At 54.6% G+C, this 26,873-nt stretch carries 28 protein-coding genes, 1 tRNA gene and 2 pseudogenes; 3 read left to right on the top strand and 28 right to left on the bottom strand.

Features of this window, described 5'->3' with window-relative positions:
* Positions 1–4: 4 nt before the first annotated feature.
* From ABGT66_RS06060 to ABGT66_RS05965, 20 genes and pseudogenes are all read right to left on the bottom strand, one after another.
* Complete coding sequence (locus tag ABGT66_RS06060; protein ID WP_346689512.1) at positions 5–898, bottom strand: DapH/DapD/GlmU-related protein; 894 nt, start codon at positions 896–898, stop codon at positions 5–7.
* Between the two features lie 11 nt (positions 899–909).
* Complete coding sequence (locus ABGT66_RS06055) at positions 910–2,229, bottom strand: nucleotide sugar dehydrogenase (RefSeq protein WP_346689511.1); 1,320 nt, start codon at positions 2,227–2,229, stop codon at positions 910–912.
* Positions 2,217–3,485 carry a glycosyltransferase family 4 protein gene (locus ABGT66_RS06050; RefSeq protein WP_346689509.1) on the bottom strand — a complete coding sequence of 423 codons (1,269 nt, stop codon included), beginning with the start codon at positions 3,483–3,485 and terminating at the stop codon, positions 2,217–2,219. Before ABGT66_RS06050 ends, ABGT66_RS06055 begins: the two co-directional genes overlap by 13 nt.
* Positions 3,486–3,673: 188 nt before the next feature.
* Entirely contained in the window at positions 3,674–3,904 is a 231-nt protein-coding gene (locus ABGT66_RS06045; protein WP_346689508.1) for a phosphopantetheine-binding protein, read from the bottom strand.
* A gap of 57 nt (positions 3,905–3,961) precedes the next feature.
* The gene (locus ABGT66_RS06040; RefSeq protein ID WP_346689506.1) at positions 3,962–4,618 is read right to left on the bottom strand and encodes a NeuD/PglB/VioB family sugar acetyltransferase; all 657 of its coding nucleotides are present in this window, start codon (positions 4,616–4,618) and stop codon (positions 3,962–3,964) included.
* Positions 4,599–5,231, bottom strand: coding sequence for a sugar transferase (locus tag ABGT66_RS06035; RefSeq protein WP_346689504.1), 633 nt, complete (start codon positions 5,229–5,231; stop codon positions 4,599–4,601). The genes ABGT66_RS06040 and ABGT66_RS06035 overlap by 20 nt, the downstream gene beginning before the upstream one ends.
* 38 nt (positions 5,232–5,269) lie before the next feature.
* Complete coding sequence (locus tag ABGT66_RS06030; RefSeq protein ID WP_346689502.1) at positions 5,270–6,469, bottom strand: aminotransferase class I/II-fold pyridoxal phosphate-dependent enzyme; 1,200 nt, start codon at positions 6,467–6,469, stop codon at positions 5,270–5,272.
* A 3-nt stretch (positions 6,470–6,472) separates the two neighbouring features.
* Positions 6,473–6,847, bottom strand: coding sequence for a helicase associated domain-containing protein (locus tag ABGT66_RS06025; protein WP_346689501.1), 375 nt, complete (start codon positions 6,845–6,847; stop codon positions 6,473–6,475).
* A 138-nt stretch (positions 6,848–6,985) separates the two neighbouring features.
* Positions 6,986–7,987 carry a helicase associated domain-containing protein gene (locus ABGT66_RS06020; protein ID WP_346689500.1) on the bottom strand — a complete coding sequence of 334 codons (1,002 nt, stop codon included), beginning with the start codon at positions 7,985–7,987 and terminating at the stop codon, positions 6,986–6,988.
* A 159-nt stretch (positions 7,988–8,146) separates the two neighbouring features.
* Complete coding sequence (locus ABGT66_RS06015) at positions 8,147–8,638, bottom strand: hypothetical protein (protein WP_346689498.1); 492 nt, start codon at positions 8,636–8,638, stop codon at positions 8,147–8,149.
* 178 nt (positions 8,639–8,816) lie between these two features.
* Positions 8,817–9,035: a hypothetical protein gene (locus ABGT66_RS06010; RefSeq protein WP_346689497.1), complete on the bottom strand. Its 219-nt coding sequence runs from the start codon at positions 9,033–9,035 to the stop codon at positions 8,817–8,819.
* Positions 9,036–9,374: 339 nt separating this feature from the next.
* A tRNA-Sec gene (locus ABGT66_RS06005) sits at positions 9,375–9,471 on the bottom strand.
* A 174-nt stretch (positions 9,472–9,645) separates the two neighbouring features.
* Complete coding sequence (locus ABGT66_RS06000; RefSeq protein ID WP_346689495.1) at positions 9,646–10,218, bottom strand: recombinase family protein; 573 nt, start codon at positions 10,216–10,218, stop codon at positions 9,646–9,648.
* A 208-nt stretch (positions 10,219–10,426) separates the two neighbouring features.
* The gene (locus ABGT66_RS05995) at positions 10,427–10,567 is read right to left on the bottom strand and encodes a hypothetical protein (protein ID WP_346689493.1); all 141 of its coding nucleotides are present in this window, start codon (positions 10,565–10,567) and stop codon (positions 10,427–10,429) included.
* A gap of 183 nt (positions 10,568–10,750) precedes the next feature.
* A complete protein-coding gene (locus tag ABGT66_RS05990; protein WP_346689491.1) occupies positions 10,751–11,512 on the bottom strand; it encodes a hypothetical protein in 762 nt (253 codons plus the stop codon).
* A 227-nt stretch (positions 11,513–11,739) separates the two neighbouring features.
* Positions 11,740–11,967 carry a hypothetical protein gene (locus ABGT66_RS05985; protein ID WP_346689489.1) on the bottom strand — a complete coding sequence of 76 codons (228 nt, stop codon included), beginning with the start codon at positions 11,965–11,967 and terminating at the stop codon, positions 11,740–11,742.
* A 64-nt stretch (positions 11,968–12,031) separates the two neighbouring features.
* A pseudogene (locus ABGT66_RS05980) lies at positions 12,032–12,100 on the bottom strand (hypothetical protein); the annotation flags it as partial.
* A complete protein-coding gene (locus tag ABGT66_RS05975) occupies positions 12,081–12,566 on the bottom strand; it encodes a purine-nucleoside phosphorylase (protein WP_346689487.1) in 486 nt (161 codons plus the stop codon). The gene ABGT66_RS05975 and the pseudogene ABGT66_RS05980, both read right to left, overlap by 20 nt.
* A gap of 62 nt (positions 12,567–12,628) precedes the next feature.
* Positions 12,629–13,369, bottom strand: a complete 741-nt coding sequence (locus ABGT66_RS05970) for a tyrosine-type recombinase/integrase (RefSeq protein WP_346689486.1) — start codon at positions 13,367–13,369, stop codon at positions 12,629–12,631.
* 116 nt (positions 13,370–13,485) lie between these two features.
* Positions 13,486–13,719, bottom strand: a complete 234-nt coding sequence (locus ABGT66_RS05965) for an NUDIX hydrolase (protein WP_346689484.1) — start codon at positions 13,717–13,719, stop codon at positions 13,486–13,488.
* 115 nt (positions 13,720–13,834) lie between these two features.
* On the opposite strand from ABGT66_RS05965, the gene ABGT66_RS05960 reads away from it, so the two are divergent.
* Positions 13,835–14,005 (top strand): hypothetical protein, encoded by a 171-nt coding sequence (locus ABGT66_RS05960; RefSeq protein WP_346689483.1) that lies wholly within the window; start codon positions 13,835–13,837, stop codon positions 14,003–14,005.
* A 66-nt stretch (positions 14,006–14,071) separates the two neighbouring features.
* On the opposite strand, the pseudogene ABGT66_RS05955 reads toward ABGT66_RS05960, so the two are convergent.
* From ABGT66_RS05955 to ABGT66_RS05925, 7 genes and pseudogenes are all read right to left on the bottom strand, one after another.
* Positions 14,072–14,659, bottom strand: a pseudogene (locus ABGT66_RS05955) (formyltransferase family protein); the annotation flags it as partial.
* Between the two features lie 319 nt (positions 14,660–14,978).
* On the bottom strand, positions 14,979–15,464 hold the full coding sequence (def, locus tag ABGT66_RS05950; protein WP_346689482.1) for a peptide deformylase: 486 nt from the start codon (positions 15,462–15,464) through the stop codon (positions 14,979–14,981).
* Between the two features lie 100 nt (positions 15,465–15,564).
* Positions 15,565–17,079: a S1 RNA-binding domain-containing protein gene (locus tag ABGT66_RS05945; RefSeq protein ID WP_346689480.1), complete on the bottom strand. Its 1,515-nt coding sequence runs from the start codon at positions 17,077–17,079 to the stop codon at positions 15,565–15,567.
* A gap of 73 nt (positions 17,080–17,152) precedes the next feature.
* Complete coding sequence (gene ispH, locus ABGT66_RS05940; protein WP_346689478.1) at positions 17,153–17,986, bottom strand: 4-hydroxy-3-methylbut-2-enyl diphosphate reductase; 834 nt, start codon at positions 17,984–17,986, stop codon at positions 17,153–17,155.
* Positions 17,983–18,939 (bottom strand): tRNA (adenosine(37)-N6)-dimethylallyltransferase MiaA, encoded by a 957-nt coding sequence (gene miaA / locus ABGT66_RS05935; protein WP_346689477.1) that lies wholly within the window; start codon positions 18,937–18,939, stop codon positions 17,983–17,985. The genes ispH and miaA overlap by 4 nt, the downstream gene beginning before the upstream one ends.
* Positions 18,936–20,681 carry a DNA mismatch repair endonuclease MutL gene (mutL, locus tag ABGT66_RS05930; RefSeq protein WP_346689475.1) on the bottom strand — a complete coding sequence of 582 codons (1,746 nt, stop codon included), beginning with the start codon at positions 20,679–20,681 and terminating at the stop codon, positions 18,936–18,938. The genes miaA and mutL overlap by 4 nt, the downstream gene beginning before the upstream one ends.
* Positions 20,682–20,828: 147 nt before the next feature.
* Positions 20,829–21,773: a LysR family transcriptional regulator gene (locus ABGT66_RS05925; RefSeq protein WP_346689473.1), complete on the bottom strand. Its 945-nt coding sequence runs from the start codon at positions 21,771–21,773 to the stop codon at positions 20,829–20,831.
* A 143-nt stretch (positions 21,774–21,916) separates the two neighbouring features.
* Here ABGT66_RS05925 and ABGT66_RS05920 point away from each other — a divergent pair, with 143 nt between their 5' ends.
* Together ABGT66_RS05920 and ABGT66_RS05915 are read left to right on the top strand one after the other, a co-directional pair.
* Entirely contained in the window at positions 21,917–22,954 is a 1,038-nt protein-coding gene (locus tag ABGT66_RS05920; RefSeq protein ID WP_346689472.1) for a threonine aldolase family protein, read from the top strand.
* A 21-nt stretch (positions 22,955–22,975) separates the two neighbouring features.
* A complete protein-coding gene (locus ABGT66_RS05915; protein WP_346689470.1) occupies positions 22,976–24,211 on the top strand; it encodes a dicarboxylate/amino acid:cation symporter in 1,236 nt (411 codons plus the stop codon).
* A 98-nt stretch (positions 24,212–24,309) separates the two neighbouring features.
* On the opposite strand, the gene mutS is transcribed toward ABGT66_RS05915, so the two are convergent.
* On the bottom strand, positions 24,310–26,871 hold the full coding sequence (gene mutS, locus ABGT66_RS05910; RefSeq protein WP_346689468.1) for a DNA mismatch repair protein MutS: 2,562 nt from the start codon (positions 26,869–26,871) through the stop codon (positions 24,310–24,312).
* Positions 26,872–26,873 lie beyond the last annotated feature (2 nt).

Raw genomic sequence — 26,873 nt, 5'->3', positions numbered from 1 at the left:
AATTTTATAATTTAGCGAGTTGATCCTTCGCATCTGCGATCAAATGCTTCTCATGTTCTATGGCGAAGTTTCCAGATACAGAAGTATTAGGCTTAACGTTTCGGATAACAACAGCCCCAATATTTACTCTTGCATTATTGCCAACCGTTACTCTGTTAGAAACGACACTCTGAGGACCAATCCATACATTGGTCCCAATATTGGTAGAACCCGCAATATCTACGCCACCAGCAATAACAGTTCGTGTATTAATATGTGCTCTGTGGGCAATATGTGTAAGTTCATCGATTTTACATTCGTCACCAATTATTGTGTCACGTCCCATAAATCCTTTATCCACAATGACCGAGGCATGTATTTCAACATATTTACCAATTCTTACCCAACCATCATGTATAGCAATTCTTTTTATCCCATGCATATCGTCAAATACGTGGAAACCATCCTCGCCAATGACACAATTTGCGCCGATTACCGTGTTGTCTCCGATTTCCACACCAGACAAAATTGTCGAATGCGGCCCGATTTCAACGTTTTCGCCTAAGATGACGCCATTTGGTGCAAGAAATGCCGTCGGGTGAATGCGAGTCGTTTTTGCAATCTGGTTAGATGGATAAGATAAAAACTCACGGCAGTAATAATTATGCAGCTCAAAAAGCGCTGCTTTAGGATTATCTACTTCTATTATCTCTTTGCCATTTGCGAGCAGATTACTATCTTTTTCTCTAACAAATACAGCAACGATATTTTGATTTTTGTTAATATCTTTGGCGAACTTAGGATTATCCAAAAAACTTATTGTGCATGGACGTACTGCGTCAGACATACCAGTATATTTTATGTCTGAATTGACTTCATATCCAAAAAGTTTAACAATACTCTCTTTTAAGCTCATCATTTCGCACCTATTTATAACCTTGTATAGTTGGGGAAAGCTAATACTTCCTCACCTAAGGCCGTAACAACAGCATTCTTAGTGTCAAACAACACTTTCGCGTTGTCTAAGACCATCTGATAATCTACGTTGTGTTTATGCCATGTTGTGATGACTACAGCGTCGCATGAGGCAACTGTTTCAGGAGTAAGTTCTGTAGATTCGACTGTCTGCCCTTTCCATTTCGTGGTTTTGCAGTATGGGTCGTGGTAGACGACTTTGGCGTCTTTCTTTTCGAGTTCTTCCCAGACTTTTAAAGCGGGTGATTCTCTAAGGTCGTCTATATCACCTTTGTACGCTACGCCAAGAAGCATTATTTTGCTGTTTTTGAGCGGCTTTTCTTCTTCGTTTAGTATATCCATGAGACGCTCTACGACGTAGTCCGGCATGTTGTCGTTGATTTCGCCGGAGAGTTCTATCAATCTTGTGTGGTAGTCGTATTCCCTAGCTTTGTATGTAAGGTAGAACGGATCGAGCGGGATGCAGTGGCCGCCTACGCCAGGGCCGGGATAGAACGGCACGTAGCCGAACGGTTTGGTAGACGCAGCAGCGATTACTTCCCAGATGTTTATTCCCATTTTGTTGTAGACTATCGCCATTTCGTTAGCGAGGGCGCAGTTGACTATGCGGAAGGTGTTTTCGAGGATTTTGGTCGCTTCCGCCTCTTTGGGCGAGGATACTGTAAATACGTCCGCGCCAAGGACTATGCTGTACATAGTCTTCGCTATCTCTGTACATTCGAGCGTGCAGCCGCCTACTACTTTCGGTGTATTGTGGGTTTTGTATTTTGCGTTGCCAGGGTCCACTCGCTCGGGGCTGAAGGCGAGGTGGAAGTCTTTGCCTACTTTTAAGCCGCTGCGCTCAAGTATTGGCTTGACGACTTCTTCGGTCGTGCCGGGATATGTCGTGGATTCGAGGACTACGAGCATGTCTTTGTGGACACGCTTTGAAATTTCGTTTGCCGAGTTGATTATGTAGGAGAGATCCGGCTGTTTGAATTTATCGAGAGGCGTCGGCACGCAGATGGTTACGACGTCGCATTCGGCAATACGGTCATAGTCCGATGTCGCTGAAAGATGGCCTGACACAACGAGTTCTTTCAGTTCCTGCGCCACTATGTCTCCTATGTAGTTCTCTCCGCGGTTTACCATGTCTACTTTGGACTGCTGGATGTCGAAGCCTAAGACTTTGTATCCAGCTTTTGCTTTTTCTACAGCTAATGGGAGGCCTACGTAGCCAAGACCAATTACACCGATATGTGCTGTTCTGGACCTAATTTTTTCTAATAGCTGCATCTGGTTGTCTCTCCTTGCATTAATGGCTTTAATTTTTCAAGCAAGCGTTTAGATAATTGTGTCCAATCATAATGAAGTGCAGCATAAGCCCTAGCATTATTTGCTTTTTTTTGTAGATCTTCAGGCGAGCATGCAATAATGCTTTTTAGGATTGCTTCTAAATCATTTATGTCTGTTCCTATGAATCCAGCGCCTGATTCAATTACTGGATTTTGCGCGACGTTGCCAATCATCATAATTGGTCGTCCAATCGCAAAGTAATCTGCCATTTTATTAAGAGAAGTTCCATAACGATAAATGGGTGATGGCAAAACAATTACTAACAACATATCAAATTGTGTTAAGACATCAACAATATTATTTTTAGGCACAGCACTCTGAAAGATAACTGGCAAGTAATATTTCTTACAATAAGTAATTAATTCAGGCTTTTTAATACCATTACCAATAAATGTAAAATTAAAGTGCTTTAATACATCCTTATGCACTTCATTCAAGTTCTTTAAAAATAACTCTATACCATTTGCCAGACCTAAAGTCCCAGTATATCCTATGCGGATAACTGCATTATTCCCAATCCTATCATCACCACTAGTTTGTACCTTAGTGATATCGGAACCGTTCGTTATCCAAATAAACTTACTTGCATCTATTTGATAATTATCAATATAATAATTTTGCATCAATGGGGCTGTTGTAATGATAAGCTCCGATGCTTTCGCCATAGTTCTATCTAGATATCCAAACGCTAAAGCAACTGGATTATATTTCGATATTTTTCCAATCTCTACCAAAGTCAGAGGCCATAAGTCGCGTACTTCATATATAAAAGGCACGTTGTAACGCTGCGAAAGTTTATATCCTGCGTACGCCGCAAGAGGATGTACCGTTGAGCCAATAATCATATCAGGTCTATCAATAATATTAGGAATACATGTGCCCAAATATTTTTGAGCATTTTTGTAAAAACTCCACATATTTTTTAGCCTGCCCAACGAGGCATTGCCTTCATAATATGGTGTAGGCAATGATAAGAAATCCACCCCATCATAACACCGCAGTACTGGAGCAGAGAGTTCCGATCCCCATCTTGCGCCTTCCTCAAAATGCGGAGTCAAATGGTCAAAACTACCGTTGATAATAGTTACTTTATAATCTCCAAGATTCATTATCTCTTTCGCTAAAGAATAGTGCCTTGTACCGCCTGGCACTATCGGAGGAACTGCATGATGATTTATCCACCAAATATGTTTCATTATAAAAATAACCTTTCAGAAATCGATCTATTCAACATAAACTCAATAATTCAAGAATTAATAATTTTTGAATAACATATAACATTGTCATATAGCATAGATTCTTGTTATTTATTTTCTTCTTTATAAAAACCGCTTACGACAGACAAATTACCTGTCATGACATTCCTTTCAGCGATTGGCGCTAGCTACTTAGTCGCAGCAGCCTTCTTATAAAGATCTCCGATGGTGCTCATCTCAAGGAAATCATCCACAGAGACTTTCACGCCGCATCTGTCCTGCATAAAGATGAGGATGCTGAACCCGGTGAGAGATGACCAGTAGTCGGCTGATTCACGGAAATCTGAGTCTAAGGTAAGCGTCGTTGGATCCGCTTCTATTATTTCGGCTATTTCTTCGATGAATTGCTTAACATCCATGTTAAAGAATATCCTCTCTTTGTTACATCGTATAAATCATGCGATACACTTACGTAGTTACTTTCTTTTAAGAACTTTCGCCGGGTTGCCCATTGCAATTCCGCCATCATCAACATCTCTGCAAACGACAGAACCAGCAGCAATAGTTACATCTTTGCCAATGTTTTTCCCTTGCATAATGAAACTATGAGCTCCGATAAACGTTTCTTGCCCTACTTTCACAAATCCAGAAACTGCACATTGAGGCATAATAGAACATGCTCTTTCTATCACAGCATCGTGTCCTATAAGCGTACCCATATTAATGAATACGGCATCGCCGATAGTTGCCTTTGTAGAGATATTGCAAAAATCTGTAACGACAACGCCCTTACCTAATTTTGCATCTGGACTGACAATCGCGTACCTAGACAAGATATTGGGAAAAGATAAGTTGTTACAACATTCTAATTGGATCAACCGTTTATTTTTCTGGTGTGTATCTGCAAATCCGAAAACAACAGCCAAACCAGCCGTTTTTAGGTATTCAGGAGAAAACACCGGAACACCTTCAACCACGTCTGGCCTATCGCTACAATCAACGATAAAGCCAACAACCTTCCATTCGTCAGCATAGTCGCGGCGTATCAGCGACAGAATTTCTCTTCCGAGTCCTCCAGCCCCATATATAACTAGGTCCTTGGTATCAGCCATGTTATTTATTACAACCACCATTTCCCATGAACCTCGGCATAGTGGCATCGCCTTCTGCGCTTATTCCTTCGTGCTTCAGCACTCTGCTTACCGTCATCATTACTATCTTTATGTCCAGCAAGAACGACCAGTTGTCTACGTACCAGATATCGTTCTTGAATCTTTCTTCCCATGTCGTCGCGTTCCTGCCGTGTATCTGCGCCCAGCCGGTTATGCCTTGTTTGACTTCAAGCCTTCTTTTCTGCTCTTCGTTGTATAGAGGCACGTAGTCGAGAAGCAGAGGCCTCGGCCCTACTATGCTCATGTCTCCAAACAGCACGTTTATAAGCTGCGGCAGTTCGTCGATGCTGGAGGAACGGATTTTTTGGCCTATAGGCGTTATGCGCTCTGCATCCGGCAACAGGTTGCCGTTCTCATCTCTCGTGTCGGTCATGGTTCTGAATTTGTAGAGTTTGAACGGTTTGCCTCCTTTGCCGGCTCTTTGTCTGTTGTAGAAAACCGGACTGCCCATTTCTTTGTTTATCCTGTTCGCCGTCCAGAGAAGCACGGGGGAGAATATTATTAAGCCAGCAGTCGCTCCGCATATGTCGAACGCTCTTTTGAGCAGTTTCTGGATAGGCTTGTCTTTGCTCATTGTTCTGCTTTCTGCTGTAGCTCTTTCCCTATTCCTCTTTATCTTGCTATCGCTTCTTTTACCGTTTCAATCACATACTCCTGCTCCTCATCGGTCATAGCCGATGCCGAGGGCAGACAGATGCCTGTGTTGAAAAGTTTGTCCGACACGCTTGCGTCGTCTCCTTCGCCGTGCGGGAAGTATTTAGCGTTTCTTTCCATGAAATACGGCTGGAGGTGCATCGGCTTCCATACAGGGCGGCTTTCTATGTTCATGTCGTTTAAGTAGTTGATTACGTCCATGAATGTTTTGCCGGTTGTTTCTTTGTCTACGGTTATCGCCGTGAGCCATTGGATGGAACGGCATTTCGGCGTTTCGGGCATGAGTTTTATGCCCGGAATTTTTTCGAGTTCCTGTTTGTATTTCCTGTATATGGATCTTCTTCTGTCTATGCGTTCTTCAAGGTGGAGCATCTGGCCTCTGCCTATGGCGGCGAGTATGTTGCTCATTCTGTAGTTGTAGCCTATTTCAGTGTGTTCATACCACGGCGCTTTGTCTCTGGCCTGGGTGGACCAGAATCTGGCTTTGTCTATGTATTGTTCGTCATCGGATATGAGCATTCCGCCGCCGGAGGTGGTTATTATTTTGTTGCCGTTGTAGGAATATACCCCGACTTTGCCGAAGGAGCCGCATTTTTTGCCGTCGTATATGGCGCCCAGAGCTTCAGCCGAGTCTTCCAGTATGGGTACGTTGTATTTATCGCATATGGCGCATATTTCGTCCATTTTGGGCGGCTGTCCGTAGAGTTCGGCTACTATTACGCATTTCGGCATTTTGCCTGTTTTTACCGCGTCGTTGAATGCTTTCTGAAGAGCGACCGGAGACATATTCCAAGTCTCTTCATCGGAGTCTATGAATACAGGCACGGCGTTCTGGTAGATTGCAGGCGCTACTGAAGCTATAAACGTGAGTGCGGAACAGAAGACTGTGTCTCCGGCTTGTACGTCAAGCAGACGAAGCCCGAGGTGGATGGCTGCGCTTCCGCTTGAGAGCGCAAGAGCTGATTTTACACCGGCGTACGCGGCTGTCTCTTTTTCAAAGGCGTCGACTTGCGGGCCGAGGGGCGCTATCCAGTTTGATTCAAATGCGTCTTTTACAAGCCTTAGCTCGTCTCCGCTCATGTGCGGGTAGGATAGTAGAATTCGCTTATCCGTTTTTTTCATCTTTTCTGCATCTCCAGTTATGCTATGCTCGCCCAACGTCTATAACACCTTCGAGATAGGTGTACTCGTCACATTCAGCGCGTGGAGTTTGTTTATCTGCTCGTTTGTGAGCTTTCCTTGGCGCAGGAGGCTTTTCTGCCTGCTTATCCACTGACGCAGGCTGTGGCTCGGCGGGTATTCCGCTTTTACGTATGTTTTGTTTTCGGCACGTTTCATTTTTTCAAGCATTTCCGCGGCGGCTTTGTATTTTTCTTCCCATGCCTGTTCCGCGGGCGTGCGCCAGTCCATGCCTAGGGTGTTGAGTTCATGTATCTGTTCGTCGGTCAGGCTCTTTTGCCTCTGGTTGGGCTCGCCTTTGTAGGCTCTGCGGCATTCGTAGAGCCATTTGCCGAGCCAGATGCCGTCTGGCGTCACGTATTGCTGCGAGACGTTGAGGGTCGCCGTGTTCGGCTTTGTATTCTTTGCAGGCGGCTATGCGTTTGGCCCATGAGTCTTCCGCGTCCCATTTGAAGCCGAGGGCGTCGAGCTTTGCTTTGCGCTCCGCGGTTACTTTTATAGAAAGCCGTCCCGTTTTGTCGTTATCTGTACGTGGCCTTTGAGCCATTTGCCGAGCGGGAAGCCGTCTTCGGTCACGTATGTCGCCGGCACGTCTATGTTGCTGTGCTGTGCGTAGTATTCTTTGGCTTTGGCGTAGCCGTATTCCCATCTTTGAGTGAATGAGTCCTGCCAGTCCATGCCGATGGCGTCGAGGCGCCGAATCTGATCTTGCGTAAGCGGCTGCGCGCCTTTGAGTCGTCCGTCTCTCGCTTTGCGCATTCTGCGTATCCACGCGCCTATACGGAGGCCGTCTTTCGTCGCGTAATGCGCGGGGATGTCGAGGCTGCGGTGTTCTTTGTAATATTCGACGCAGGCATGGTAATTTTTCTCCCACTGGTAGTCGAGCTTGTCCCATATCATGCCGAGCTTGTCTAGCATGGCTATGCGCTCGTCGGTGAGGTAATAGCCTCTGCGGCGGCTGTTTTTTGCCGTGCGGAGGTTGGATATCCATGCGCCGAGTTCTATGCCGTCGGGCGTGACGTAGTTGGCTTTTATGTCGATGTTGCCGAACTCGTATTTGTATTTGCAGAGGGCGTTGTAGTACTTGTCCCATGCGAGGTCGTATTTGCCGCGCCAGTCCATGCCTATGGCGTCGAGTTTTCTTATTCTCTCTTCGGTGAGTATCCCGCAAATTTTGCCGGAGCGGACGCGTCTCTGGGTGTTGAGCCATGAGCCGAGGGCGTAGCCTTCGGGCGTCATGTAGCGTCTTTCTATTTCAAGGTTGTGATGCTTGTCGTAGTAGTCTTTTGCCAGCAGGTACATCGAATCCCATGAGGCGGACAAGGTCTCTTCGAGTTCGCAGAAGAGCTGTTTGCTGTCTCTGGTTTCGTCGGTTATGGTGAATGTCTCGTTGACTATTCTGTCCGGCTGGCCTATGCCGCGGTAGTAGTTTATGGCGTCGGTCATTTCCTGTTGGATCGCCGCAACGCTGTAGAGGTTTTCTATGTTGTTTACCACATCTATGATGACGGAGTTTTTCTTGCTGCCTGCGGCTAACGCTCTGCCTATCTGCTGTTTGTAGATGATGGGGCGATACGGTGGGACGCAGGAGAATTACTCCGGATACTCCGTCTATGTGTACTCCTTCGTTGAGCATGTCTATGCAGAGAAGGAGTTTCAGGTGAGACGATGAGTCGCTGCGGAAAGCATCGAAGGCTTTGGACGATTCCGCGTCTTCGGAGTAGCCTTGTATATGTTGGGATTGCCGTCTATTCCGGAGAACCACTCGTGTATATGCGTCTCGGTCTCGCGCAGGTGCTCGACGTTCGCGCAGAAGACTATGTATTTGCCTTCGCTGTCTTTTATGTGCTTCCGGAACATTACGTCTAAGCCCTCGGCGTTTTCCAGTGAACGGCGGAGGGCGTCGAGTTTTTTCTGTGCTTCGTCGCGCATGGCTTTTGTTTTTGCCTTGCGGATGCGCGTCTGGTATTTTTCTATATCTTTGGAGCAGGAGTAGATAGACAGGACGTATTCGGGAGGCGTTAGGATGCCTCTGACTACGGCTTCGCCTAAGGTCATTTCGGAGGCAATGTTGCCGTCGAAGAGTTCGTCGGCCATGTCGCGGTGGTTGTCGAGATAACGGATATTTGTGGCGCTAAGCCCGAGCACGGGAGTTTGAGGATAGACGGAATAAAAGTCTATCTACACCTTTGCCCCACATCTCGGCTCCCGCAGCGGTGGAATTCGTCGAGGATTATGTAGTTGGGCGCATACTCCTTTATTTGTCTCTTCGTCTGCCAGCATGAGTTTTGCGTAGGTCAGGAACGAGATGTTTGAGAACTCGACGTTACAGGCTCTTTTCAGGTTTTCCATCTGTGTGCGGAAAATGTATTCGCTCGGCGACAGCCACAAGACACGGGGATGACGGGTTATCCTCCGCGAGCTTGAATGCGATGAAGGATTTGCCCGTTCCGGTGGGGTGGACGACGGCGGCTTTGCCGCGCGCGGCGAGCATTAAGCAGACTTTTTCGTATACAGTTTGGTTGTGTTCGAATAGGTCTATCACTGCCTGCCGCCTCCTTCGTATCTCGTCTTGTTTATCCTGCGCGGCGAAGAACCTATACTTTCTTCGCCGCTTCGAGATTGACATTTGGGCGGAGGCTTGGCACAATATATGGAAGCTGAAACGACGGTTTTAGCTGTCGTTTTAATGTGTATGATGAAAGTTTTTGAAGATATGAGAGAGCGGTGAAGAAAGTATGCTTTTTTCGCCGCTTTTTGCGTTCTGTCCTGAAATCTTATCCCTGCGAAAAACCAACGGCGAAGGTTTTCCAGATGCTTTCCCAAATTAAAGGCAAAATAAAAACGGCTCAAAGCGTGAATGCTCCGAGCCGTTGGTCTTTCATGGCGGAGGCGTGTAGGAATCGAACCTACCAGAGAAGCTATTAACCCCTCTCACCGGATTTGAAGTCCGGGCCCAGCACCAGCTGAAACGCACCTCCGTGAGATGACTAGTACAGTTTATCAGAAATGGCGGCGGTTCGCAAGGAACGGCGGCGTTTTGGGCGCGGGGCTGCGTTTGCGCCGCGGCGGACTGCGGCGTTCCAACGCGCGGGCGTTTTTCGCACGCTCCGTATTGCGCGCGCCGCGGCTTTGCCTTTTGTCTTTTCGGATATTTAGGGGCTGCGCCGCGCCGCTTTGGTCGTCCGCCGCGTTTTGTGTTTTTTCACGCGGCTTCGGTCCAGCGTTTTGAATGTGCCGCGGTCTACATGAAGCCGACGGGCGGCTCCGCGCGCTGAGATTTCGCCGTTTTCCCAGGCTGTTTTCAGCATTTCGAAGTCTTCTGGGCGCTCTTTCGGCCTTCTGCCGAAGCGCACGCCGCGCGCCTGTGCCGCGGCTATGCCCTCGGCCTGGCGCTGACGGATGAAGGCGCGCTCGGTTTCAGCGACGTAGCTGAGGAGCTGGAGCACGATGTCGGCGATTACGACGCCTGTGAGGTCGCGGCTTTGGCGCGTGTCGAGCAGAGGCATGTCGAGGACTACTATTTCGGCCTGTTTTTTCTTCGTGATGAGCCGCCACTGCTCGAGTATCTCGGTGTAGTTGCGTCCGAGGCGGTCTATGCTTTTGACGACGAGGGTATCGCCGCGGCGGAGTTTTTGTATGAGCCGCCTGTAGCCGCCGCGCTCGAAGTCTTTGCCCGACTGCCGGTCGAGGTAGATGTTTTCCTCCGGGACGCCGTATTCCAGCATCGCGGCGCGCTACTCTGAGATAGCGCGTTCTCTCGACGAGACGCGGATGTAGGCGTATTGTCTGCACATTTTGGTTTCCTCCCGTGAGATAGAAATGAGTTCTTCTATTATGTCGGGAGTGCGCGGCGCGGCGGCCCGGCGCGCGCGCACGAAAAAGCGGCGCGCTTCGGGGTTTTCCGCCGCGCGCCGCCGTCTTTTCAAATTCAGGCTAGTATATGTATTCCGCGATGAGCTTCGGCTTTTCCGCCGTTTCCGAGACTTTCCAGCAGCCGTCGATGTATTTGAGCGCCTCCGCAAGCTTCGCCTCGTCGTTGTAATGCAGCTCCATCACCGTATCGCCTTTGCGCACGGGCGTCGCCTGTCTTGGCTTTGAGCCGTATCGCGGCGGCGTGGTCGATTTTGTCGTCGAGCTTCATTCTGCCGCCGCCGAGGGCGCGCAGCGCTTCGCCCACAGGGCGCGCGCGGAGCTCGGAGAGGACACCGTCCGCGTCGCTTTTTATTTCGAAGATTTTTTTCGCGCGCAGGCAGTATTTCAAGCGGCCTGCGCAGGACCTCCGCGTCGCCGCCCTGCGCGGCTATCACTTCGCCGAATTTGGCAAGCGCGCGTCCGTCGTCGAGCGCTTTTTTTCGCAAGCGCCGCGCCTTCCTCGCGGTCTTTCGCGATTCCGGCGACTTCGAGCATGAGGCCGCAGAGCGCGACGCAGAGCTCGCGCGTGTCGGCGGGGCCGCGTCCGCTGAGCACCTCTATAGCTTCGTAGACCTCGGCGGCGTTGCCTACCCATTCGCCGAGCGGCTCTTCCATGCTAGTTATCGCGGCGACGCTTTTGCGTCCGAATTTTTTCGAGAGTGCGACAAGCTCGCGGGCAAGCTCGCGGCGCCTTGTCCTCGGTTTCCATGAATCGCGCCGCTGCCGCATTTCACGTCGAAGACGAAGCCGGAGGCTCCGCCGACGAGCTTTTTTGCTGACGATGCTCGCCGCTATGAGCTGCACCATCGAGACAGTCGCAGTCACGTCGCGCAGCGCGTAGAATTTTCCTTCGGCGGGCGCGAGCAGGCGCGAGTGGCCCGATATGGCGCAGCCGATTTTTTTCATCTGGGATATAAATTCGTCCGGCTCAAGGTGCATACGCATTCCGGGAATTGATTCGAGCTTGTCGACCGTGCCGCCCGTGAAGCCGAGGCCTGGGCCGGAGAGCTTCGAGACGTGCGCGCCGCAGGCCGCCGCGAGCGGCAGCAGGACGAGCGTCGTTTTGTCGCCGACGCCGCCTGTGCTGTGTTTGTCTACGACGCGCATCTCGGGCGGGTAGGAGTAGGTCTCGCCCGGATTTCGCGAGCGCGTCCGTGTAATGCGTCAGCTCGCCGCCGTCGAGGCCGCGGAAGTAGACGGCCATGAGCCACGCCGCAGTCTGGTAGGGCCGGCACGCTCCCGTCCATTACGCCGCGGATGAGCTCGTCGAACTCGGCCTTCGTGTGGCGGCCCTCCGTCGCGTTTTTTCTCGATAAAATCTATCATGTTGAAGCTCATAGTTCCGCCTCCGCGAGGAAACGTTCCACAAGCCGCGACAGGCCGCCGCCGCTGCGTTCCATCACTTCGAGGACCTCCGTGTGGGTGAGCTTCTCCTGCGTGATGCCGGCGGCGTAGTTCGCGGCGCAGGAGATGCCGAGGACGCGGACGCCCATGTGGTTCGCGACGAGCACCTCGGGCACTGTGGACATGCCGACCATGTCCGCGCCCATGATGCGCGCCAATGCGCACCTCGGCGGGCGTCTCGAAGGACGGGCCGCTGAAGGCTATGTAGACACCTTTTTTGAGCTCGATGTTTTCTTCGCGCGCCGCGCGTTCGAGCGTCTCTATGAATTTTTTATCGTATGCCTCCGTCATGTCCGGGAAGCGGACGCCCCCACTTGTCGTTGTTGACGCCGGCGAGCGGATTGACGCCCATAAAGTTTATGTGGTCCGTTATCGCGGCTATCGTGCCGGGGCGGAAGTCGGTGTTGACGCGCCCCGAGGCGTTCGTCGCGACGAGCGCCCTGACGCCGAGACAGGCGAGGACGCGCATCGGGAAGGTGACCTCCTGCATGTTGTAGCCCTCGTAGTAATGCACGCGCCCCTGCATCGCGGCGACGGTCTTGCCGCCGAGGCGTCCGAGCACGAGACGGCCCGCGTGGCCCGGCGCGGTGGAACGCGGCCAGTAGGGTATGTCTTCGTAGGGGATTATCTCCGGTTCCTCTATGCTCTCCGCGGCGCGGCCGAGGCCAGAGCCGAGTATGACGGCGGCCTCCGGCCTGACGGAGGTTTTCTTTTCGATATATTTGAGCGCTTCTTCGACTTTGTCCCAGTAGTACATCGCGTTTCCTCCTTTACTTTGCGCGCGGGTGGTATTGGTCGTAGTAGTCGCGCAGGCTTAAATCAAGATGAGTGTATTTTTTCGGTGGTCATTATCGAGCTGTGTCCGAGCAGCTCCTGCAGCGTCCTCTGGTCCATGCCGTTGCGGATGAGGACTGTCGCGAAGGTGTGTCGCAGCACGTGCGGGTGAAGCCGCTTCGCGGGCACTCCGGCGGCCTCGCCGCGCTTGTGCAGGATAACCCATAGCGTCTCGCGGTGGAGCTGCTTGCCGTTGCGCGATAAAAACAGCCATTCGGCCTTGTTTTTGTCGAGCTGAGGGCGATATTCCGCTATATATTCCTCGACGGCGCGGCGCGGCGCGCCCATGTAGGGGACGGCGCGCTCCTTGTCGCCCTTGCCTCGCGCGTATAAAATCCCGCTGCCGGGGTCGAGGTCGCGCAGCCGCAGGCCGCAGAGCTCCGAGGCGCGCATTCCGGCCCCGTATGCGAGTTCTATGTAGGCGCGGTCGCGTTTGCCGAGCGCCGTGCCGTCCTCACAGGCGTTGTTTATTCTCTGGATTCGTTTTCGTTGAGTATTTCGGGAAGTTTTTTCCTCGCGAGACGGAAGCGGGGAGAGGCGCGGCACCTTGTCCGTCTGCCCGTCGTACTGGAGGAATTTCGCGAAGGAGCGCAGGACCGCGCCGAGTCGCTGGACCGGAGCTTTTTTTTGCGCCCCTCTATCTGCGCTTCGAGCAGGAAGCGCGAGACGGCGTCCGCCTGCACGTCGAGCGGGTCGCGCGAATTCCGGCGGCACCACGCCGTCCATATAGACAGGTCGGAGAGATAGGCGCGCCTCGTGTTCTCGCTGCAGGCGCGCTCGAGCTTTATGTAGTCGCCGAATCTTTCGGCGGTACGTTCCAGGGTCGTCCGCGGCGGCGCGGATCATATCTGCGCCTTCCGCGCGAGGAGCCAGTAGTAGGCGGCGAGGGTCTTGCCGTCCTTGACGCCGCCCTCCGCGACGAGCGACGCAAGCTCGGCGGGCGAGAATTTGCGCACCTTTATGTATTCGTCGTCGTCCTCGGGCAGTTTGGAATCGGAGAGCTCCGTCGCGTAAAACATCGTTATCTTCTCGGTCGTGAAGCCGGGCGACGAGTAGAGCTCGGCGATCCTCTCCATGCGCCCCGGCCTGCGCCCGATCTCCTCCTGGAGCTCGCGCGCCGCAGTCTCCTCGGCGACTCGCCCTCTTCGACGAGGCCAGCGGGGATTTCGTATATCTCTCTTCGTCCACCGCGTGGCGGTACTGCTTAACGAGGAATATCCCGCCATCGGCGTCCTCGGCGAGCATCGCGACGGCCGGGCTGTGCAGCACGACTTCGCGCAGCTTTTCTGCGCCCGACGGGAATTTCACCGTGTCGACGCGCACGTCGATTATATGCCCCTTGTAGGGGAATTCGCTCTTTAATATGTTGCGGAGTGGATTTTTAGCTTCCGTCATGGCGTCTCTCCTATTCGAGGCTTTCGCCCTCGTTCACGCGCAGGCCGCGCGCCCAGTCCTCCGCGCGCTGGAGCTTCTTGCCCTCGGGCTGTACCTCGGCGAGGCGCAGAAGCCCTTCGCCGCATGCGACGCACGGTACTCCCGCCGCGCACCGCGTACGTCCCGGGCACTCCGGAGCCGGAGACGGCTTCGGCCCTGTATATGCGCAGCCGCTTGCCGCGCACCGTGCAGAACACACCGGGCGCCGCGCCGATGCCGCGTATTTTGTCCCGCGATTTCGGCGGCGGGGCGCGTCCAGTCTATCTTTCCTTCTGCTTTGTCTATCTTCGGCGCGTAGGTCGCGCCATCCTCGTTCTGCGCCGTGAAGCGCCATTCGTCCGGCGGCACGTCGCAGAGGTAATGCAGCAGCGTTTCCGCGCCGAGCTTCGCCGCCTTCTCCGCGAGCGAGGCGAAGTCGTCCTCGGGCGCGATTTCAAGCTCCGGCTGCGCGAGTATCGGGCCGGAGTCCATCCCCGCGTCGAGGCGGAATATGGAGACCGCGGTGTTCGCGCGCCCGTCCATCAGCGCGCGCTGGAGCGGCGCGGAGCCGCGGTACTCGGGCAGCTTCGAGGGGTGGATGTTTAGGGCAGCCGTACTTCGCCGCGCTGAGCACCGGCTCCTTGATTATATGTCCGAAGTCTATGACGAGCAGGACGTCCGGCGCGTTGGCCTTTATCCATTCGACGCGCTCCGCGTCGGCGGAAAGGCGCTCCGTCGTGTAGGATGGAAGGCCGAGCTTCTGCGCGAGCTCCCAGACGGGCGTGCTGCGCAGCGCGAGGCCGCGTCCCCGCTCCGCGCGGCGCGTTCGTCAGCACCCATTCGGGGCGCAGCCGCCCGGATATTAGCTCGAGGCAGCGCGCGGCGAAATGTCCGGAGCCGAGGAAGGCCGCCGTAAGCTTCGTCATTTCTCCTCCGCAGCGCGGCGCGCGATCTTTACTCTGAGATAGCGCGTAGAGACGCGGTCGATGAGCAGCCGTCCCTTGAGATGGTCTATCTCGTGGGAGAATACGCGCGCGATGAATCCTTCGAGCTCGCGCGTAATTTCTTCGCCGTTCTCGTCCTTGTAGGTCACGGTCATTTTCTCGGGCGAGACGACCTTTTCATAGATGCCGGGGAAGCTGAGACAGCCTTCCTCGCCCGTCACCTCCCCTTCCTCGGAGAGTATCACGGGGTTCACGAGCACGTATTTGTCGTCCTTGTAGTCGATGACGATGACCTTCTTCGAGACGCCTACCTGCGGGGCCGCGAGGCCGATGCCGTCGTTCGCGTACATCGTCTCCCACATGTCGGCCACGAGCGCCTTGAGCTCGTCGCCGAACACAGTCACCTCCTCCGTCTCCTCGCGGAGAACGGGGTTGGGATAAACGCATATAGTCCTAAGGGCCATAAATTGACCTCCCGTCGCTTTTTTTAAGATATTCTAACGTAAAAAACGCCCGCGCTCAAGGGAACGAGCGCGGGCGCGGGTTTACGGCGTTGTGCCTGCGTTAGGCGTCTTCTTTCTCGCGGTTCTTGAGGAAGTCGCCGAGCGTGAAGTTCATCTCTTCCTGCGGGAGCTGGCTGTTGGGGTTCTCCTGTCTCCTGCGGTCACCGTCGGGACGGCGGCGGCGCGGACGCTCGTCGCGGCGCGGCTGGTCGTCCTGCTGGAAGCGCTCGCGCGGCTGCTCGTCGCGCGGGGCGCGCTTCGCGGGCTCCTCGTGAGCGGGGCGGAGGCTCAGGCGGATGCGGCGCTCGGTCGGGTTGACTTCGAGCACGCGGGCCGTGACTTCCTGTCCCTCGGTGAGCACGTCTCTCGGGTTCTCGACTCTCTGGCTCGAAAGCTGCGAGATGTGGATGAGTCCCTCGACGCCCTCTTCAAGCTCGACGAACGCGCCGAAGTCGGCGATTCTGACGACCTTCACGGGAACCTCGGCGTCCTTCTGGTACTTCTCGGCGGCGTTCTTCCACGGATCGTGGAGCTGCTTGTAGCCGAGGCTGATGCGCTTGCGGTCCTTGTCTACGTCTATGATGGAAACTTCGACCTTCTGGCCCTTCTTGAGCACTTCTTTCGGGTGCTTGATGCGGGTCCAGCTGAGGTCGCCGATGTGGATGAGTCCTTCCACGCCGGGCTCTATTTCAACAAAAGCTCCGAAGTCGGTCAGGTTGGTGACGGTGCCTTCCGTCGTCTTTCCAGGCGTCCAGCGCTCGGCGACGGTGTTCCACGGATCGTCGAGGGTCTGGCGGATCGAGAGGGAAACGCGGTTGTTCTCCGTGTCGATGCCGATGACCTTGACCTTCACATGGTCGCCCTTGGCCACGATGTCTTTGGCCTTGGCGTTGCGCTGCCACGCGAGCTCGCTGATGTGGACGAGCCCTTCCATGGCACCGAGGTTGACGAAAACGCCGAAGGAAGTGATGCTGCTGACGTCGCCCTCAAGGACGTCGCCCTCATGGACCTGCTCGTAGAAGGCCTGGCGAGTCTTTGAGAGTTCTTCTTCGATGAGGCTGCGGCGCGAGAATACGAGGCGGCGCTTTCTGCGGTCCTTCTCGATGAGCTTGACGGGGAATTCCTGTCCGACGAGGTTGCCCGGGTTGACTCCGCGGCCTTCCTGCGTGAGGTGCGAGATGGGAATGAAGCCCTCGATGCCGCAGCAGTTTACGATGAGGCCGCCCTTTACCTTGCGGAGGCCCTTGACGTTGATCGTCTCGTTGTTCTCCGCCTCTTCCTCGAGCTTATTCCAGCGCTCGTCGAATTCGCAGCGCCAGCGCGAGAGGCCGAGCTGCGCGTCCTCGCCCTGATTGATGTTCGTTATCTGGACGCGGACCTTATCGCCGTTCTGCGGCTCGGGAGTCTCCTCCACGAGCACGCGGTGGGTCCACTCCTTGCGCGGGAGGAATCCCTCGCACTTGTAGCCCACGTCTACGAGCCAGCCGTCCTCCTGTGTATCGACGATTGTCCCCTCGACGACCTTGCCGCGGTGGAAATCGCCCATCACATCGTACTGCTGCATCATTTCTTCCATTGTTTCTTCTTTTCCTGCGTTTCGATTACGTCTTCGTTGTGAAGCTCGTCAACCATACCCAACATCCTCCTGCTTACATCTTCTCTAATTTTTGAATAAGTTCTTTTATCAGCCAGTCAGGCGTGCTTCCGCCCGCGGCTATTCCTACGCTGCTCTTATTTTCCAGCCACCTCCCGTCCAGCTCGCCCGCGTGCTCGATCCAGAGCGACGGCACTCCCGAAAGGGAGGCTATCTCGGCGAGCTTGCGAGTGTTCGCGCTGTTTTTGCCTCCGAGGACTATTATTCCGTCCGCTTCCCGCGCGAGGCGGCAGACGGACTGCTGGCGAGCCAGCGTAGCCCGGCAAATGGTATTATAAACCTTCAGCTCGGGAGATACCGGCACGAAAGCGCCCACGAGCGCGGAGAACGTCTCGACGCGCTGCGTCGTCTGGCTCAGCAGGCCGCAGCGCCTGCCTTTCAGCCCCGGCGGTATTTCGTCCGCTGACGCGAGGACGTGTACCTCCCCCGACGCATATCCCATAATTCCCTGAACTTCAGGATGCGCCGCATTACCTAATATTATCACGATATAGCCTTCTTGTGACAGCGATTTTGCCTTTTCCTGCGCCGTTTTTACAAAAGGACATGTGCCGTCGACCATTTTCGAGCTTTTGCGCCGCAGCGCGTCGAGCACCTCGGGGCGGACGCCGTGCGCGCGCACGAACGAAACCGCGCCGTCAGGCACGTCTTCGGGCTTGTCGACGACGACGAGCCCCATCTCCGTGAGCCGCGCTATCTCCTGCGGGTTGTGTATCGGGCTGCCGAGCGCGTAGACGGCTGGCGATTTTCGCAGCTCTTCCTCGAGCGTCGTTATAGCGCGCTTGACGCCGAAGCAGAGGCCGGTCGGGTCGGCCGTTATGACCTTCATTGCGCGCGCTCCCCGTTCAGGTGCGCGAGGCAGAGCGGCACGGCGCGGCGCAGCGCCTCGGCCTTCGAGATTTCGTCGAAGTCGAACCACACGGCGGGCTCGAAGTGCTTGAACCACGTCGTCTGGCGGCGCGAGAAGGCCTTCGTCGAGCGTATGTCGCCCTCTATCGCCTCAAGGAAGGTGCAGCGCCCCGCGAGGTAGTCCACGAGCTCGCGGTAGCCGAAGCCCTGCAGCGCCGGCAGCGACGGCGAGTAGCCGTTGTTGAGCAGCCACTCGACCTCTTCTGGATAGCCGCTCGCGAACTGTTCCTTGACGCGGCGCTCGATATTCTGATATAGGTTCGCGCGCAGCCGCGTGAGGCCGATGTAGAAGATGTCGTACGGCGACTCCATCTTCTGCTGCTCCTTGTACCACCAGCTCGCGTTGCGCCCCGTTATCCTGAAAATCTCGAGCGCGCGCATCGTGCGCACGGGGTCGTTCGGGTGTATCCTCGCGCCGGCCTCTGGGTCTATTTCCAAAAGCTCGTCGTGAAGCGCAGCGAGGCCGCGCTCCTCTATCTCCGCGGCGAGCTGCGCGCGCACGGCCTCGTCCTTCGGCAAATCCTCCGAAAGCGCGCCCGAGAGCGCGCGGTAATAAAAGGGCGTGCCGCCGATGAGCAGAGGCACGCGCCCGCGCGCGATGATGCGCCGCGCCGCGCCGTCCGCGTCCTGCGCGAAGTCGGCGGCGGAATAAATTTCGTCCGGGTCAGCAATGTCTATCAGGTGATGAATGATTTCGCGGCGCACCTCGCGCGAGACCTTGTCCGTCCCGACGTCGAGATAGCGGTAGACCTGCCGCGAGTCGACTGAGATGACCTCGGCGTTCAGCTCCTTCGCGAGCGAGAGGCTGAACTCAGTCTTGCCGACGGCGGTCGGCCCTATTATCGCGATTACCGGAATTTTTTCTTTCGTCATCTTTCAAACCATTCCCGAAGTTTTTTATTTTCTATTATAAAGACCGTCGGCCTTCCGTGCGGGCAGGTGTATGGCGTCTCGCAGCGCTCGAGGCGCGCGAGCAGCTCCGCGGCCTCCTCCGGCTCGAAGCGCCGCCCAAGCTTCACCGCGTCGCGGCAGGCGAGGCGCGCCATGCGCCACCATACCTCGCGGTCGCGCTTAGCGGCGTCGCGCTCCGTCTCTATTCCGCGCAGCGCCGAGCGCAGCATGTCGACCGGCGAAAGGTGTCCCTTGCCGCGTATCGCGGGCACAGCCGTCACCATTCCGTCCGCCGTCTCGAAGCCCAGCGCCGCGAGCTCCTTTTCGTAAAGCGCGGCCTCGGGGCGCACCGCGGCGGGAATCTCCATCGGCAGCGTCAGCCCCTGCGTCGCGACGTTGTCTTTGAAGCTCTCGCATATTTCCTCAAAAAGTATGCGCTCGTGCGCCGCGTGCGGGTCCATTATCGCGAGCGCCTCCGGAAAGTCGAAAATCAGGAATCCCTCGGCGCTCTGCCCGACGTATCTCTTCGTCTGAATTTGCGGAACTTCCGCGCGCGGCTCGTCGTTTTCTGCGGGGAAGAAGACGCTCTCGACAGGCGAGGCGACGCGCGAGGCGTATGAGGGCGCGGCCTTCTTCGAGACTAGGTTCCACGGCTGCGCGCCGGAGGGGTAAAACGAGACCGGCGGCTGCGCCGGCTGTTCAGACGACTGCGCGGGCATGCCGGGCAAAGGCGCAGGCTGAGGCGACGCGCCGCCCGAGGTTATCGAATGGCGCTGCGCGTAGACTGCCCGCGCGTTGTCGTAGACGATTTTGAAGATATCCTGGCTTCTGCGGAAGCGTATCTCTTCCTTCGTCGGGTGGATGTTTACGTCCACGTCGTGCGGCGGCAGGTCTATCATCACGGCCCACTCCCCGTAGGCCGCGCCCTCCGCCGCCGTCAGCGCCGCGCGCACCGCGGAATCCTGCACGCGCCGCCCGTTGACGAAGAGCATCACGACGACGCGCCGCGAGTCGGGAATAGGGTTCCACCACAGGCGCGCAGAAACGGCTCCCTGCGCCGAGGCGGAATAGAAAATCTTCGTCTGCTTCCCCCAGCGGCGCTCGATGCACTCGGCGATCGACGCGGCGGCGGAATATTCGAGAATTTTGCGTCCCTCTTCCTGCACGCGGAAGGAGACCTCAGGGTGTATAAGGGCGTAGTCGTTGACTATCTGAATGATGCGGCGCAGCTCCGCCGAGGAGCTTTTGAGAAATTTGCGCCGCGCGGGTAAATTGAAGAAAAGGTCGTCTATCTGTATCCGCGTCCCGGGCTTCGCTGGCGTCTCCGAATGGAGCGTAATCCGCCCCGCCTCGCAGCGCAGCAGGCCGCCAGTCTCCGCGCCCGCGGCGCGGCTGCGTATCTCCATGCGCGAGACCGCGGCGACGCTCGCGAGCGCCTCGCCGCGATAGCCGAGCGTCGCGATGTTCTCGAGGTCGTCGAGCGTGCTTATCTTGCTCGTCGCGTAGCGCTCGACGGCGAGCGGCAGTTCCGCAAAGGCGATGCCGCAGCCGTCGTCCTCGATGACGAACGAGCTTTTGCCGCCCTGCTCAGTGTAGAGCGAAATCGACTTCGCCCCCGCGTCGAGCGAGTTTTCGATAAGCTCCTTAGCAACCGAAGAAGGCCGCTCGATGACCTCCCCCGCCGCTATCCTTGTGGAAATGTCCGGTGCGAGACGTTTAATCATTCGCTGATATATCTGCTCCTTAACAATACATGCAATCAAAATGCACTGAAACATAAATCAGTCTCAGCGCATATGACCTTATATCGGATTTATTTTACTCTATGCAACAGCTTTTGTCCGATAGCATTCTAACATCAACAACATAACCTAACGGGTTAAAATCATTTCCAAAAATTTTCTCATAGCAAAGGTAAAATAACTGCCCTTTCTATAACTTATATAGGTGTTTCTTGTAACATATTCACTCTTGATTTTATAAATACATACACTGTCGTTATCCGCATCGTTCTCTACTAGCCTATTGCTCAAAATAGTAGCTCCAATTCCCATTTTCGCAAAATTATAAGATACGGATGATTGTTCCATCTCAGAAATGACGGAAGGCATGCATTTGCTTTCATGAAAAAGCATATTGGTACATTCGCGCAAATAATTGGAATCGCTCAGTAAGATAAACGGAACTTCCTGAAATGCGCATAAATCGACGGCCTTATCGGACGGCACGTCAAAGACAGCATTTCCCAGCTCGCTGCGCCTAAGCGCTTTATCCGCTAATTCATTATTAACGGGAAATCTTTTAGGGACAACAAGAACGAGGCTCTCCCTGTCGCAAACTTTTTGTTCATATATTTTTGAATCATATTTCCTGTTCGTGACGACAAAATCAAGCTCACCCTCGTCAAGCCCGTGCTTTCCGTGAACGGTATTCATCTCGATAATTCTTAAGTTTACGTTAGGATAAAGCTTATGATATTGGGCTATCTTCTGCGGGAGAAAATAATTCAGCCCGAAATTATGCCCGCCTATCGTCAACGTTCCTCTTTGCAGATTTTGCTCGTCGTTTATGAACTGATCAATCTCGCCTTCCAGGCGGTGTATTTGTTCTATCGCGTGAATATACTCCACCCCCAATGGAGTGAGAGACAGAGGGTTTGATTTTCTGTTGAATAGAGGTGCGCCCAAAGCTTTTTCCGCCTTCTTCACCATCAGGCTAAGCGTAGATTGAGAAACAAAAAGTTTTTCGGCGGCTTTGCTGAAGCTTCGCTCCTTATAAACTGCGTAGACGTACTCTCTATGTTCAAACATTTTCATAAACTCCCTTCTTCATAATTATTGATATTTATCAAAGTATGTATATTCTAATTTATATTTGATTATATCATAGTTCTGCGTTTAAATTAGTCAATAGAGAAATGCATCACTAATCCGTGCAAAATAGAAAGCGAGGAGATAGCATGATTGACTTAAGAAGCGACACTCTTACGCTACCGAGTCATGAGATGTTGGAAACTATTCTGACCGCGCCGCTTGGCGACTCCGGAAGACTTGACGGAGATGCGCGAGGAGGAGATCCAACCGTAAGCCGCCTTGAGGATATTTCCTGCGAGATAACCGGCAAGGAGAGGGCGATTCTGCTGCCGTCCGGCACGATGGGAAACACAGTCTCGCTTCTGACGCACTGCGCGCCTGGCGACAACGTGCTCATTGACACAATGCAGCATTTGTATCGTACTGAAAAAGTTTGCTTTGATGCAAGATTCGGGCAGCTTAATCCCGTGTTCTATCATCTTACCGGCGATGGCTATCCAAACGTCGCTGATGTGGAAAGAGCGTTGGAGGAACACGACATAAAACTGATGTGTATCGAGAACACACATAACGGTGCAGGCGGCACTTTCATCCCGCTTGACGCGCTGAGAGCTATCCGCAAATTGGCGGATAAATTTAACGTCCCCATCCATATGGACGGCGCGCGTCTGTTCAACGCATCCGTCGCCTCTGGCTTAGAGGTAAAAGAAATATGCCATTATGCAGACAGTATAATGTTCTGCATTTCAAAGGGTCTCGGCGCACCTATAGGTTCGATGCTGTGCGGCACTCATGACTTTATCGTGAAAGCAGCCGCAACGAGAAAACTTATGGGAGGAGCGATGCGCCAGGCTGGCGTTATAGCGGCATGCGGTATCTACGCACTTCAGCATCAAATCTCTGACCTCGCAGAAGACCATAGACGCGCAAAAGAATGTCTTGAACTTCTACGGGGAATGAAACATATATCTGTTCCCAAAAGCATACAGAGCAACATAATTATTCTGGACATAGAGAAAAGCGGCAAAACATCCTCCGAGGTTGTAGAAGAAATAAAAAAGCTCGGAGTGTGGCTTAGCGTATCCGGTGACAATCACGCACGCATAGTATTCTGCCGCAATAATACAGATGAACAAATTTCACAAGCTGCGGCGATCATACGCGGCTATGACGCATCATTGTAAATATGAAAGGAGAGACTCATTATGGCAGGCAAAGCATCAAACCTTAAAAGCGTATATCTTAATGTAGGCGCAATCATACTCGGGGCAATTATCGGTCTCGTTTTAGGAGAAACTGCATGTGAGTTGAAGTTTATAGGTACAATATGGCTTAGTTGTATTCAGCTCATTATGATTCCACTCGTTTTATGCATGGTTATTACTTCAATAGGGAACCAACAGGATCTCTCCAGTCTCGGACGTGTAGCGTCAAGAATCATCGCGTATTATATGATAACTACCGTCATGGCTATTATCATCGGGCTCATAATTGCTTTTATCTTCAAACCCGGTGTCGGATTCAGCATGATGGCCGTGGAAAATGCATCTAATTCAATTAAGACAGTCTCTTTAAGTGTACAAGGCTTTTTCACAAGCCTATTCCCGTCAAATCTATTTAAAGCCTTGAGTAACGGCGATGTTTTAGGAACACTTGTTGTCGGTATCATGTTCGGTATAGCCGTCATCAAGATTAAGGACAACGAGAAAAAACAGCGCGTCCTGCGATGCTTCGATGCGTTAAATGCGCTTATCAACGAATACCTCCGAATGATAATCAACCTCTCTCCGATAGGCGTTCTGTGCCTAATGGCAGACTCCTTCGGCAAGTACGGACTTTCCGTCTTCACGACGATGGCCAAATTCTTCGGAACGTTCTACATCGGTCTCGGTGCTCAGATACTCATAGTTTATGGTTTGTCTCTGCTCGTATTCGCACATATGAACATATTCAAATTTCTGCGCGATGCAACTCCAGTATGGTCTTTTACGATTGCCACATGCTCCAGCACGGCCAATATTCCCAACAGCATAAAGACTGCACGTGAGGTTTTCAATGTCCCCGACAGTATTTCCAATTTCTCCATTCCTCTCGGCGCTACGCTTAACTACGACGGGCTCTGCATGGCCTTCAGCTGCGTACTTATAACTGTCGCGCAGATGAACGGCATAGAATTCGGCACGGGAACGCTGATTCATATAATCCTCGTCGCTCTGCTCCTGTCAAGCTGCGGAAGCGGAATTCCAGGCGGCGGAGTCGTAAAGATTATGATGATTCTTGGAACGTTCGGGCTTCCGACGGAATTCGCCGGACTTTTAGCCGGATTCTACCGCTTCTTCGACATGGGCATCACGACGGTAAACTGCCTCGGCGACCTGGTCGGCACGGTTTGCGTGGCAAAGCTTGAAGAGCGCAGAAGCGCGAGGTTAGGTACAAACTAATCCTACTTAAATATCGGCACTATACCAAAGAGCCGCTCCGCTAGTAATTTAGAGGAGCGGCTCTTTATGTAAATGCTGCAGCCAAATATATATAATTTCTACTTAAACCCCAGCACCTTACGGCTTTCGCCGCGCAGCCTCATGACGAGCTCTAGAGCCGCGAGCGGCGTCATGTTGTTCGGGTCGCAGGCGGCGAGCTCTTCGAGTATCGCCTCCTGGCGCACGTCGAAGAGCGTGAGCTGGTTCTGCGAGGAATTTTTTACGTTTTCGTTGCGCGCTTCGGCCTTTTCCTCGAACTGCGCGAGAAGCTCCTGCGAGCGGCGCAGCACCGCGGAGGGGACGCCCGCGAGGCGCGCGACCTCGATGCCGTAGGAGCGGTCGGAGGGCGCTTCGATTATCTTGTGCAGGAAGACTATGCGGCCGGCGCTTTCGTCGACGCCCATGCTGAGATTTACTATTCCCGGCAGAAGGTCGGCGAGCTGCGTCAGCTCGTGATAGTGCGTCGCGAAGAGCACGCGCGGCTGCGCGTGTTCCTGCCCCTGCAAAAATTCGACGACGGACCATGCGATGCTGAGGCCGTCGTAGGTCGACGTGCCGCGGCCCACTTCGTCCAAGATGACGAGGCTTCTGTCCGTCGCGTGACGCAGGATGTTCGCGGTCTCGACCATCTCGACCATGAAGGTGCTCTGCCCGCGCGCGAGCTCGTCGCGCGCGCCTATGCGCGTGAAGACGCGGTCTATGAGGCCGATCTTCGCGCTCTCGGCGGGGACGAAGGAGCCCATGTGCGCCATTATCGCGATGAGCGCCGCGGTGCGCAGGTAGGTGGATTTTCCCGCCATGTTCGGCCCGGTTATGAGCGCGATGCGCCGACCGTTCTCCGCGCTGAAGTTGAAGTCGTTGGGCGTGAAGGGATTTTTGCCGAGCGTCACCTCGATGACGGGATGGCGCGCGTTTTTCACGATGAAGTCCTTGCTCATGTCGAGCGTCGGGCGCGTGTAGCCGCGCTCCGATGCGACGGCGGCGAGCGAGAGCAACACGTCGAGCGCCGATATGAAGTTCGCCGTCAGCTGTATTTCGGAGGAATGTCCGAGCACCTCGCCGACGAGCCGCGCATATATGCGCTCCTCTATCGCGAGTATCTCGCCCTCGGCGCGGAACATGTCGTGCTCGAAGCGTTTGAGCTCCTCCGTGATGAAGCGCTCCGCGCCCACGAGCGTCTGTTTCCGCACGTAGTCCATCGGCGCTTTCGAGGCCGACGCTTTCGGTATTTCTATATAGTAGCCGAAGACCTTGTTGACTCCGGCCTTCAGGTTCTTTATTCCGGTGCGTTCGCGCTCAGATTCTTCGAATCTCGCGAGCCACTCTGAAGAGTGCGCCGCCTTGTCGCGCCATTCGTCGAGCTCCGCGTCGAAGCCGCTTCTGATGACTCCGCCGTCGCGCACGAAGCGCGGGACATTGTCCGCGACAGCCGCGCGCAGCAGCGCCGCGAGCTCCGACGTGTCGCACTGCGGAACGATGCGCGCGAGCGCCGGATAATCGGAGACGAGCGAGACTATCTCCGGCACGACGCCCAGCGTCACGCCGACAGACTGCACGTCGTAGGGCAACCCCATCTTGAGCGTGAGGCGGGAGAGGGATTTCCCCATGTCGCGGCAGCGCGAGAGCAGCTCCGCAAGCCCGGCGCGCAGCCTGCCGTCGCCCGCGAGCGTCTCTATCATGTCCTGGCGGCGCGAGATTTCGTCGAGGTCCTGAAGCGGCGACGTTATCCATTCTTTGAGCGCGCGCCGCCCCATCGGCGTGCGGCAGCGGTTGAGCACCCAGAAGAGCGTCGCCTGCCCCTTGTCGGCGAGTTCTAGGTTCACCTGCGTGCTCTGGTCGAGGACGAGGTTCTCCTTCGGCAGCATCGGCGTGAGCGAGGAGATGTTATCGGCGTTCGAGAACTGCGTCTCTTCGAGGTATTTCACCGCGGCGGCCGCGGCTCCCGCTGCAAGGTCCCTGTCGTCGAGGCCCATCGCGGAGAGCGAGGCTATGCCCCATTTGCGGCAGAGCCACGCCGCGCCCTGCTCGACGGCGAAGTATCCCTTTTCGCACTCCGTGACGATGACGCCGCGCGAGGCGAGGCCGGGACAGTTTTTCTCAAAAAGCTCGCGCTGTCCGCGGCGCAGGAGTATCTCGTCGGGCATGAAGGCCGACATCACGGCGGCTCCGCCCTCGTTCGAGAACGTCCCGGCGCGCAGCGCGCCGCCCGCCGGTTCGAGAAGCGCGACGGCCGTCGATTTTCCGTCGAATAGGCAGGCCGCTATCTTTCCGCCGTCGTCTGAGTTCTCCGGCAGCCACGTGCCGGGCGTGACGACGCGCGTCACCTCGCGTTCAAGCAGCCCCTTGCCGTCCGGCTCGGTTATCTGCTCGCATATCGCGACGCGGTAGCCGGCGGAGATGAGCCGCCCGAGGTACGAGTCGACGGAATGGTACGGCACGCCCGCCATCGGTATCTTGTATTCGTTTTCTTTGGAGCGTGAGGTGAGGGCTATATCAAGGACGGACGACGCAATCTCCGCGTCGTCGAAGAACATTTCATAGAAGTCTCCCATGCGGAAGAAGAGCAGGCAGTCGGGGTAGGCGTCCTTCCATTCGACGTACTGCTCCAGCATTGGAGTCATTT

The organism is uncultured Cloacibacillus sp. (assembly GCF_963926575.1).
Taxonomy (GTDB): domain Bacteria; phylum Synergistota; class Synergistia; order Synergistales; family Synergistaceae; genus Caccocola; species Caccocola faecigallinarum.
This window is presented reverse-complemented; position numbering and strand designations above follow the sequence as displayed.